At 69.2% G+C, this 10,916-nt stretch carries 4 protein-coding genes; 3 read left to right on the top strand and 1 reads right to left on the bottom strand.

Going from position 1 to position 10,916, the window contains the following annotated elements:
- Positions 1 to 75: 75 nt before the first annotated feature.
- The 3 genes from MHM97_RS20420 to MHM97_RS20430 are packed head-to-tail and all read left to right on the top strand — an operon-like array spanning position 76 to position 8,597.
- Positions 76 to 5,523 carry an alpha-2-macroglobulin family protein gene (locus tag MHM97_RS20420; protein ID WP_239325036.1) on the top strand — a complete coding sequence of 1,816 codons (5,448 nt, stop codon included), beginning with the start codon at positions 76 to 78 and terminating at the stop codon, positions 5,521 to 5,523.
- A complete protein-coding gene (gene pbpC / locus MHM97_RS20425; protein WP_239325040.1) occupies positions 5,520 to 7,703 on the top strand; it encodes a penicillin-binding protein 1C in 2,184 nt (727 codons plus the stop codon). The genes MHM97_RS20420 and pbpC overlap by 4 nt, the downstream gene beginning before the upstream one ends.
- A 3-nt stretch (positions 7,704 to 7,706) precedes the next feature.
- Positions 7,707 to 8,597 carry a 2-keto-4-pentenoate hydratase gene (locus MHM97_RS20430; RefSeq protein ID WP_239325042.1) on the top strand — a complete coding sequence of 297 codons (891 nt, stop codon included), beginning with the start codon at positions 7,707 to 7,709 and terminating at the stop codon, positions 8,595 to 8,597.
- A 275-nt stretch (positions 8,598 to 8,872) separates the two neighbouring features.
- On the opposite strand, the gene MHM97_RS20435 is transcribed toward MHM97_RS20430, so the two are convergent.
- Complete coding sequence (locus MHM97_RS20435) at positions 8,873 to 10,915, bottom strand: hypothetical protein (protein ID WP_239325045.1); 2,043 nt, start codon at positions 10,913 to 10,915, stop codon at positions 8,873 to 8,875.
- Position 10,916: the final 1 nt, after the last annotated feature.

Raw genomic sequence — 10,916 nt, forward strand, 5'->3', positions numbered from 1 at the left:
GTTGGTGTTATGGCGCTGATGCTTGCCATGTGGTTAATCGCGTGTCAGCTTCTAGCTGGTGACAGGGAGGATTCCATGCGGCGCCTTTTGATTTTATTGACTTTTATTTTTTCGAATACTTTAGGCCTTGCGGTGTCTGCGCAGGGCGCTGACGATGCCCCGCTGCCGCAGATGCGGTTTGTGACGCAGCCGGATACCGATCATTTTGGCGCCGACCTGCAGGCCTTGTTCGACACCTCGCTGTCAGCCTGCCAACAGGCCTGCGCCACGCAGGACGCCTGCGCCGGCTTTGTCTATAACACCAAATCCAATGCCTGTTTCCCGAAATCCGAGCTGCGCGACCCTTCGGGGTTTGTCGGCGCCCTGAGCGTGCGCAAGCTTCCGGTGGACGCGGGATTGGCGGCGCGCGCGGCAGAGCGTGCGGCGCGGCTGTCGCTGTCCGGTCGCACGGATCTGAACGCGGCGCGCAGGCTCGCAGAGGAGATCGGCACCCGCTACCCGCTGAGCGGCCAACCCCTCGACACGCTGGTGGATGGGGCCGGGCAGTTCTTTGCCGGCAACAACGCCACCCTTGCGGCGCGCTGGATGGGCGAGGCGGTGGCGCTGAGCGATGCGCCGGATCTCTGGGTGGACTATGCCCGCTATCTGCGCGCCATGCCCAGCGACAGCAGCAGCGAGACTCGTCGCCTTCGGGCCGAGTCCGTTGCGGCGGCGCTGAACGGCTATCTGCGTGCGGATGCCGCCCCCTTGCAGGCCACCGCCCTCAGCGAGGCCGGTCTGGCGCTCGAGAAACTGGGCCGGGGCCGCGATATGGTCTCCGTGCTGCGCCTGGCACAGGACATCGCGCCGCGTCAGGACATCGCCGATCTGCTGGATCGTGCGGTGGCGAAATACGGCTTTCGGGTCAGCGACACCCGGGTTGAGGCCGACAGCGCCGACCCGCGTATGTGCATCGTCTTCTCCGAGGATCTGGCCAAGACCGGCGTCACCTATGGCGACTATCTTAAATCCGAGGCCGAGGGCCTTGCGGTCGAGGCCTCGGGGCAGGAGCTCTGTCTCACCGGCCTGACCCATGGCCAGCATCTGCGGGTCACCCTGCGCCGCGGTCTTCCAGCCGCCAATGGCGAGGCGCTGATCAAGGATGTGGACCTCAGCCACTACATCCGCGACCGCAGCCCTTCGGTGCGCTTTCCGGGCCGCGCCTATGTGCTGGCGCGCAGCGATGTGACCGCCCTGCCGGTGGAGACGGTCAATGTCGACAAGCTCGATCTGAAACTCTCCCGCATCAGCGACCGCAACCTCTTGCGCAGCATGCAGGAGGACCTGTTTGCCCGCCCGCTGAACCAATGGCAGAGCGAGAATTTCGACGCCACAGTGGCAGAGGAACTCTGGACCGGCACCGCCGAGGTGCAGCAGGCGTTGAACCGCGACATGACCACCCGCCTGCCGCTGGACGATGTGCTGGCCGATCAACCCGTGGGCATCTATGCGCTCAGCGCCTCTGTGCCGGGGGCCGATCCCTATGACAGCCCGGCGGCGATGCAGTGGTTTGTGCTGACGGATCTGGGCCTCAGCTCCATGTCCGGGGCCGATGGGTTGCATGTGCAGGTGCAGGGCCTGTCGGACGCCAAGGCCCGCGCCGGTGTCGAGGTCGAGCTGATCTCGGAGGCCAACGCGGTGATTGCCCGCAGCACCAGCGATGCCACCGGCTATGCGCATTTTGCACCGGGGCTGACCCGGGGCGCCGGTAGTGCTGCGCCCGCAATGCTGCTGGCGCGCGCCGGAGAGGAGGACTTTGCCTTCCTGTCGCTGCGCGATGCCGCCTTTGATCTGTCGGACCGTGGTGTCGAGGGCCGTCCCGCGCCCGGCCCGGTTGATGTCTTCCTGACCACGGATCGGGGTGCTTATCGTGCCGGTGAAACCATCAACGTCACCGCCCTGTCGCGCGATCCCCGTGCGCAGGCCATCGAGGGCCTGCCGCTGATCGCGGTGCTGAAACGCCCCGACGGGGTGGAATATTCGCGCCACATCTCCGAAGGCGGCGATGCAGGCGGTCATGTCTATGCCCTGCCCGTGGGCGACAGCGTGCCGCGCGGCTCCTGGGCGATCGAGATCTATGCCGACCCCAAGGCGGAGCCGCTGGCGCGGCAAACCGTACTGGTCGAGGATTTCCTGCCCGAGCGGATCGATTTTGAACAGGACATTCGTGATGTCGCGGGCCTGCGCCCCGGCGGTCAGCTGGTCGTCGATATCGACGCGCGATTCCTGTTTGGCGCACCCGGCGCTGGTCTGAGCGTCGAGGGTGATGTCTCTCTCGCCCCGGTGCGGCAGCTGGCCGATTGGCCCGGCTATCGCTTTGGGCGCTATGATGCGGAAACCAACCGCCAGACCCGCTACTTCAGCGGCGAGGACACCGGCGCCGATGGCCAGTCCGTCGCGGTTGGTGATTTGCCCGAGGTGCAGGCAGCGGGTCTGCCGCTTGAGGCCCGCCTGCGCACGCGGCTCTCGGATGGCTCCGCGCGCCCGGTCGAGCGTGAATTGACCGTGCCGGTGCAGCCTGCGACCCCTGTGATCGGGATCAAGACGCAGTTTGCCGATGACGTGGTGGCCGAGGGCACCGAGGCCGGGTTCGAGCTGATCTCGCTGGCACCGGATCTCACCCCCGCCCCGATGCAGGTGCAATGGGTGCTGAACCGGGTCGAGACGCGCTACCAGTGGTATCAGCTCTATGGCGACTGGCAGTGGGAGCCGATCACCCGCCGCACCCGCGTGGCCTCGGGCGAGGCGATGCTGGGCGGCGATCCGGTGGCAGTCACCGCGCCGGTGGACTGGGGGCGCTACGAGCTGGTGGTGGAACGTCTGGATGGCGACTACGTGACCGCTGCGCAGGATTTCTACGCCGGTTGGTATGTGCCCGCCTCCGACGCGCAGACCCCGGATCGTCTGGAACTGTCGCTGGATGGCCAAAGCTACACCCCCGGCGACACCGCCCGCCTGCGGATCGTGCCGCAAGCGGCGGGCACCGCGCTGATCTCCGTCATGGGCAGCGAGCTGATCCACCGGCAAGCGGTCGAGGTGACGGCAGGCGAGAACGTGATCCCGCTTGAGGTCACATCGGACTGGGGCAGCGGCGCCTATGTGACCGCCTCTGTCGTGCAGCCCGTCGCCAGTCGGCAGGGCCGCACACCGACCCGGGCGCTGGGCATCGCGCATGCCGCAGCGACCCAGCCGGGGCAGGAGTTGGATGTCACGATCAACACCCCCGAGGTCACCCGCCCCCGCCAGACGGTCGCGGCGACGGTAGAGGTCGCCGGGGCCAAGGCGGGCGAGGAGGTCTGGCTGACTCTGGCCGCCGTTGATGTCGGTATCCTCAACCTCACCGGCTTTCAGAGCCCCGATCCCGTCGGCTATTTCCACGGTCAGCGGCGTCTGGGGATGGAACTGCGCGACATCTATGGCCGCCTCATCGATCCCGGCAATGGCGCGCTGGGACGGGTGCGCTCCGGCGGCGATGCCGGGCTTGGGGCGCAATTCCAGTCCCCGCCGCCGACGCAGGATCTGATGTCGGTCTTCCACGGTGCAGTGCGGGTTGGGGACGATGGCAGCGTGACCCTGCCCATCGATCTGCCGGACTTCAACGGCACCGTGCGGCTGATGGCCGTGGCGTGGACTGACCGCTCGGTCGGGCAGGCGGAGGCCGACATGATCGTGCGCGATCCGGTGGTGCTGACCGCCTCACTGCCGCGCTTCCTGGCGCCCGGCGATCAGAGCCGCATCCGCCTCGACATCACCCATGCCGATGGGCCTGCGGGTGAGATCGGTCTGGCGGCCGAGGTGATCGGGTCCGGGCTGCAACTGGGCGCGCTGCCGCCTTCGGTGACGCTCACCGAACAGGGCCGGGTGCTGCTGGAACTTCCGGTCACGGCAGAGGCCGTGGGCGATCCGGAGGTGCGTCTGAGCCTGACCACACCCGGCGGCGAGATGCTGGACCAGACCCTGCGCCTGCCGGTGCGCGCCAATGATCCCGAGGTCTCGGAAACCCGGCGTTTCTCGCTGGCGGGTGGCGACAGCTTCCTGTTCAACGCGGATGTGTTTGCGGGGCTGCGCCCCGGCTCCGCCCGCGCCGTGATGTCGGCGGGGCCGCTGGCCAAATTCGACGTGCCGGGGCTGCTGTCGCAGCTAGACGGCTACCCCTATGGCTGCACCGAACAGGTGACGTCGAAGGCGCTGCCGCTGCTCTATCTGTCGTCGGTGGCCGAGGCTGCCGGTCTGGGTGATGGCCCCAAGGTGGACGCGCGCATCAACGGTGCCATCCGAAAGGTGCTGACCCGGCAGGCCGCCAATGGCGCCTTTGGCCTCTGGCGCGCCGAGAGCGGCGATTTGTGGCTGGATGCCTATGCCTCTGACTTCCTCAGCCGGGCCCGGGCCAAAGGCTATATGGTGCCTGATCAGGCCTTTGCTCGCGCCATGGACAATCTGCGCAACCGGCTGAACTACGCGCCGGATTTCGACAGCGGTGGCGAGGACGTGGCCTATGCGCTGCTGGTGCTGGCGCGCGAGGGCGCAGCGGCGATGGGCGATCTGCGGTATTATGCGGATGTGAAGGCCGAGGCCTTCTCCACCCCGATGGGCGCGGCGCAACTGGGGGCCGCACTCGCGGCCTATGGCGACCAGCGCCGGGCGGACAGGATGTTTGCCCGCGCGGCGCAGATGATCGCCGGACAGGGCGCGGAACAGCCGCTGTTGCGGGTCGATTACGGCACCCAGCTGCGCGACTCGGCGGCTGTCCTGGCGCTGGCGGTGGAGGCCGGCAGCGCGGCGGTCAATCGCGACTACCTCACGGCGCGGGTCGCGGGCGGTGAGGGCTATCGCTCCACCCAGGAAGCCGCTTGGAGTCTGATGGCGGCGCAGGCGCTGGTGGACAATCCCGAAGACTCCGGTCTGCGGGTCAATGGCCAGCCAGTCACCGGAGCCTTTGTCGAGGTGATGCAGGGTGATAGCCCGGCGGATCTGTCGATCACTGCGACCTCCGGGCGCAGCACCGACATCACCCTGACCCGCATCGGCGTGCCTGTCGTGCCCCCGGCGGCGCGTGGCTACGGCTTTGCCCTGACGCGGGAGTATTACACCTTGGAAGGGGAGCCGGTGGATCTGGCCTCGGTCGCGGTCGGCACCCGGCTGGTGACGGTGCTACGGGTTTTGCCGCAAGAGGAGATCGGCGCGCGGCTGATGGTCAATGATCCGCTGCCGGCGGGGCTGGAGATCGACAATCCCAACCTGCTGCGCTCCGGTGACCTGCGCGAACTGGACTGGCTCAGCCTCTGGGAGGCCGATCACGTGGAGTTCCGCTCTGATCGGTTCCTCGCGGCGGTGACCTCGCGGGGGGATGATCCGATCACGCTGGCCTATATGGTCCGCGCGGTCAGCCCCGGTGATTTCCACCATCCGGCGGCCTCGGTCGAGGACATGTATCGCCCGGCCTATCGCGCCAACACGGCGGCGGGACGGTTGCAGGTCGAATGACACGGGCAGATCGCCCCGGCAGGGTGCTGCTGCGTCGGCGCCGATGGCGGGGGCGCCCGGCCCCTGCCAGGGCCGGGCGCGGCCTGACCGAACGGTCAGGCGGGGGCGCGTTGCGCCCCCAGTGGCGATGGCTGGCGGGCGTCAGAACGCCGCTGCTGTTGCTGCTTGTTGTGGGGGCGCTCACCGCCCAGGCGCTTGATCGGTGGGTCGATGCGACGGTGCTTCCTCAGACGCTTGCGGACACCTCTGTCGAGCTGCGCGACCGCAATGGGCGCCTGCTGCGGGCCTATCCGGTGGCGGATGGCATCTGGCGCATGGCGGTGCGGGTCGAGGATGTGGACGCGACCTATCTGCAGATGCTGCGCGCATATGAGGACAAGCGGTTTGACACCCACATCGGAGTGGATCCGCTGGCGATGCTGCGCGCGGCCGGGCAGGCCCTGTGGCACGGGCGCACGGTGTCCGGCGGCTCCACCCTGACCATGCAGGTGGCGCGGTTGCTGGAGGATGGCTCCACCGGGCGCTGGGCGGGCAAGCTGCGCCAGATCCGGGTGGCGCTGGCGCTGGAGCGGCAGCTGTCGAAACCGGAGATCCTGGCGCTCTATCTGACCCATGCGCCCTTTGGCGGCAATCTCGAAGGGGTGCGGGCGGCGAGCTTTGCCTGGTTCGGCAAGGAACCGCACCGCCTGACCGCCGCCGAGGCAGCCTTGCTGGTGGCGCTGCCGCAAGCGCCGGAAATACGCCGCCCTGACCGTTCGGTAGGTGCAGCACGCTCCGCACGGGCGCGGGTGTTGCAGCGCAGCCGGGAGGCCGGGGTGCTGTCGGCACAGGTCGCACATCAGGCGGCGCAGGCGCGGGTGCCGGACAGCCGCCGCCCGTTCCCCCTGCTGGCGCCACATCTGGGCGATGCGCTGCGGAGCGCGTCGCCGGCGCAGGCGCGGTTTGACGTGACGCTGGACGCCGATCTGCAGGCGCGGCTGCAGGCGGTGCTGTACCGGCGGGTGACGGCGGCAGGGCCGCGGCTTGGTGCAGCGATGATCGTGGCGGATCACCGCACAGGCGAGGTCCTCGCCCGGATCGGCGCACCGGACTATACCAATGCGGCGCGGCGCGGCTTTGTCGATATGGTGACGGCCACCCGTTCGCCCGGTTCGACCCTGAAACCGCTGGTCTACGGCCTCGCCTTTGACGAGGGGCTGGCGCATCCCGATACGCTGATCCGCGACGCGCCGGTGTCCTTTGGCGGCTACGCGCCGGAGAATTTCGACGGGGCGTTTCGGGGTGATGTCCGGGTCCGCGACGCGTTGCAGATGTCGCTCAATACGCCGGTGGTGATGCTGACGGAGGCGCTTGGCCCCTCGCGGTTGATGGCGGCGATGCGGCAGGCGGGAGTGCAGCCACAGCTGCCCGGCGGCAAGGCGGGGCTGGCGGTGAGCCTGGGGGGTGTTGGCGTCAGCCTGCAGGATCTGGTGCAAATGTATGCGGTGCTGGCAGCAGGGGGCGCGGGACCACAGCTGACGGTTCAGGCAGGCGAGGGCAGCGACCGAACCCCGCAGGTGATCTCCCCTGTTGCGGCTTGGTATCTTGGCAACATCCTGCGCGATGTGCCGGTGCCGCGCGGCGCCCGGGCGGGCGTTCTGCCCTACAAGACCGGCACCTCCTACGGGCATCGGGATGCCTGGGCCGTGGGCTGGGACGGTCAGCATGTGATCGGCGTCTGGCTGGGACGGGCGGATGGCACCCCGGTGCCGGGCGTCTTTGGCGCGGAACTGGCAGCGCCGGTTCTGTTTGAGGCCTTTGCCGCGTTGAAGCCCGACCTGACCCCGTTGGCGCCGCCACCGCCCAATGCGCTGGTGCTTGCCTCGGCCGAGTTGCCGCAGCCCTTGCAGCGGTTCCGGGCGCGGGACGCGGTGTTTTCCGACGCGGGGGCTGGGGCGCCGGAGGTGGTCTTCCCGCCCGCCCGCGCCCGGCTGGCGCTGGTGGAGGGCCGTCTGGCGCTGAAGCTGCGCGGGGGACGGTTGCCGTTTACGGTGCTGGCCAACGGTCTGCCGGTGGCCCGGGGTCTGCGGTCCCGTGATCTCGACCTGCCGAGCCCCGGGCCGGGCCACGCCACGCTTGTGGTGATCGATGCGGATGGGCAATCTGCGCGGGTGACGGTGGAAATCGAGGAGAGAGGGTAAGGCATGCAGAAGAGGCGGCTGAGGCAACCAGCAGGGCGGCTGGCCCTGATCGCAACGGTGGCGGCGATTGCGGCGGTGACACCGCTGCGGGCGCGGGCCGATTGTGCCAGCGCAGAGGAGGTTGCGCGCTTCGTATCGGACTACATGGCGTTCACGCCAACCGTGGCCCTGGGCGCGGAGGGGAGCATGGTGGATGCGCTCTGTACGCAGGCGCGGCTGAGTGAAGCCCTCTCGGCGCACATGGGGCCGGTGATCGGCTACAAGGCCGGGCTGACCAGCCCGCCCGCGCAGGCGCGCTTTGGCGCCGAGGCGCCGGTGCGTGGCGTGCTCTATCGCGATATGATGGTGCCGAGCGGCGCGACGGTGCCGGTCCCCTGGGGTGCGGTGCCGATGGTGGAGGCGGATCTGATCCTGGAGATCGGGGATGCCGCGGTCAACTGGGCCACCACGCCGGAGGAGGTGATGGAGAACATAAGCCGCATCCGCCCCTTCATCGAATTGCCGGACCTCGCTCTCGCGCCCGGAGAGCCGATGACGGCGGAGACGATCACTGCAATGGGGGTCGGGGCGCGCCTTGGTGTCTTGGGCGCGGAGATCGAGGTCGCGGAGGTGCCGCAGCTGACCGCTGCCCTGGCGCAGATGCAGGTCACGCTGCGGGATGCGCAGGGGCGGGTGGTGGTCTCCGCACCCGGCTCGGCGGTGTTGGGACATCCCGCCGAAACGATCCTGTGGCTGCACGCCGCCGGCGTGACCTTCAAGGCCGGCGATCTGGTGTCGGTCGGATCCTTCGGCGCTCTGGTGCCGCCCGCCGATCTTCATGGTGCTGCCACGGTCACCTATGAGGGGCTGCCTGGTGATCCGCAGGTTGCGGTGACCTTCGGGTCGACGTCCTGATGCGAGGATGTGCGCGGGGATCGTTGGCATGAGAGGTTTCGCATCGGGCTTTGCCCGATGCGACCCGCGCCGCGCCTTTGGCGCGGCGCGCGGCCCAACCGGGCGATGAGATCGCCAGATCTCAAGCCTGGGCGGGAGCGCCCCCGGACGGCGTGACGGTCACAGCAGGCAGCGTCGGCGCTGGCCTTGATGCGGAAACCTTGCAGAAACCATGCAGGATCCCGGCAGGCGATCACGGATCAGGCGCAACCACCGGGCCGGGACGGTGGATCCGTCTAGCTGCGCCCCTCGCGCAGCCAGGCCCCGATCATCAGCCCCGCCGCCAGCAGCAGCAAGAGCCAGGACGGCAGCACCGGCGACTGGGTCACCGCCGTGGTTTCATAAGCGCCGCGCGGCACCAGCCCGATCCAGCCGCGCCCCGCCGCAGGACGCCCCTCGCGGATGTTGCGCAGCGAGGGCATACCGTCTTCGAGCGCCATCGCACCGCCGCGCAGGCTTTGCACCAGAGGCTCCATCACGCGTGCGGTGGCGATCGTCTGCTCGAACTCCCGCGGTGCGGCGGGGCCAAGGCCGATCACCGCGCGTTCGTCGCCTTCCTCCAGGTGATACAACCCGATCTGGTCGCTCTCGTAGCGCCCGACCCAGAGCCCGGGGCGGAGCTCGCGCAGGCGGACCTCGGAGGTGCTGCCATCCGGGGCGGTCACGGTCACCGGGCCGACGCGATCGCCGAGGGTGCGCCGCTGGATGCGCATGCGCTGGCCGGTGGCCTCGGCGGTCAGAACCTCCTCTTCCAGTTCCGGTTCCTTCATCATCCAGTGGGCGAGGCGGCGCAGCAGCTCCAGCTGTGGCCCGCCGCCCTCATAGCCGCGGCTCCAGAGCCAGGCGTGGTCCGAGGCCAGCAGCGCCACGCGCCCCTCCTCGACCCGGTCCAGGGTCAGCAGCGGCCGGGTGCCGATGCCGCGCATCAATGTATCGCCGCCGGTGGTCTCCAGCTCCACCTGCCGCATCCAGCGGCCCCAGTCCTCGGCGCCGGTCAGCTCGGCGGTGACCGGGTGTTGCAGGCCGGTCTCGCTGATGGCGGGGCGATAGGGTTCCTCCAGCACGCGGGCCGAGGGACGGGCCGGCAGCACCTCGGCCAGCGGCGTGCGAAAGATACTGTCGGCGCTGGCAAAATCCGGCCCTGCCGCGACCAGCACCGCGCCACCGCCGCGCACGTAATTGGCGACATTGTCCAGATAGATCGCCGGCAGGATGCCGCGCCGCTTGTAGCGGTCAAAGATGATGAGGTCGAAATCCTCGATCTTCTCCAGGAACAGCTCCCGCGTCGGGAAGGCGATCAGTGATAGCTCGTCCACCGGCACGCCATCCTGCTTTTCCGGAGGGCGCAGAATGGTGAAATGCACCAGATCGACGGCGCTGTCGGACTTCAGCAGGTTGCGCCAGGTGCGCCCGCCGGGGTGCGGCGCGCCGGAGACCAGCAGCACCCGCAGCCGGTCGCGCACCCCGTTGATCTGCAACAGGGCGGCATTGTTGCGCGCGGTCAGCTCGCCCTCGGCCTCGGGGACGCGGAACTCCACCACGTTGCGGCCGCCATGGGGCAGGGTCAGCGGCAGGTCGAAATCCACCCCCACCGGCAGGCGAAAGCTCTGCGCCGGGCCGCCATCGATGGAGATCTGCAGGTCGGTCAGCCGCGCCCCCGCAGGCGCGGCGCCCTGGTCCTCCACCCGCAGGGTCAGGGTCATCGGCTCGCCGATGATGCCGAAGGAAGGCGCATTCCTGACGATCAGGCGGCGGTCCCAGTCCTCTGCGCGGCCGGTCATCAACAGATGCAGCGGCGCTGGCAGATCGGGGCTGCGGGCCATGTCGTGCACCTGCCCGTCCGACAGCGCGATCAGCCCGGCGACCCGGGCGCGCGGCTCATCCGCCAGCGCCCGCGACAGCGCGTCCATCAGCTGGGTGCCGCCATCATCGGGGCTGTCCTCGACCGTGATCCAGCGCACCTCGGTATTGGGGCGGGCGGCCAGTGCTGCCTCCAGCTCCGCGCGGGCCGTGGCCATCTGTTCGGGCCGGTCCGACAGCCCCTGGCTCGCCGTGTGGTCCTCCGCCACGATGACAATGTCGCTGAGCGGGCTGCGGTCCTCGACCTGGATCACCGGACCCGAAAGGGCTGCCAGCAGCACCAGCGCCGCCGCCGCCCGCAGCGCCCAGCCCGACAGGCGCCGCCAGATCGCCAGCCCCAACGCAAGAAGGCTCAGCGCCGCAAGCCCGGCAACCAGCGCCCAGGGCACCAGCGGGTCGAAGAGGATCGTTTGCGTCATT

It is taken from the genome of Epibacterium sp. Ofav1-8 (genome assembly GCF_022348185.1).
In the GTDB taxonomy this organism is placed as follows: Bacteria; Pseudomonadota; Alphaproteobacteria; order Rhodobacterales; family Rhodobacteraceae; genus Epibacterium.

Excerpts from the sequence above, each read along its gene's own strand:
- MHM97_RS20430 (WP_239325042.1), top strand. The coding sequence starts at position 7,707 with ATGCAGAAGAGGCGGCTGAGGCAACCAGCAGGGCGGCTGGCCCTGATC.
- MHM97_RS20420 (WP_239325036.1), top strand. The coding sequence starts at position 76 with ATGCGGCGCCTTTTGATTTTATTGACTTTTATTTTTTCGAATACTTTA.
- pbpC (WP_239325040.1), top strand. The coding sequence starts at position 5,520 with ATGACACGGGCAGATCGCCCCGGCAGGGTGCTGCTGCGTCGGCGCCGA.
- MHM97_RS20435 (WP_239325045.1), bottom strand. The coding sequence starts at position 10,915 with ATGACGCAAACGATCCTCTTCGACCCGCTGGTGCCCTGGGCGCTGGTT.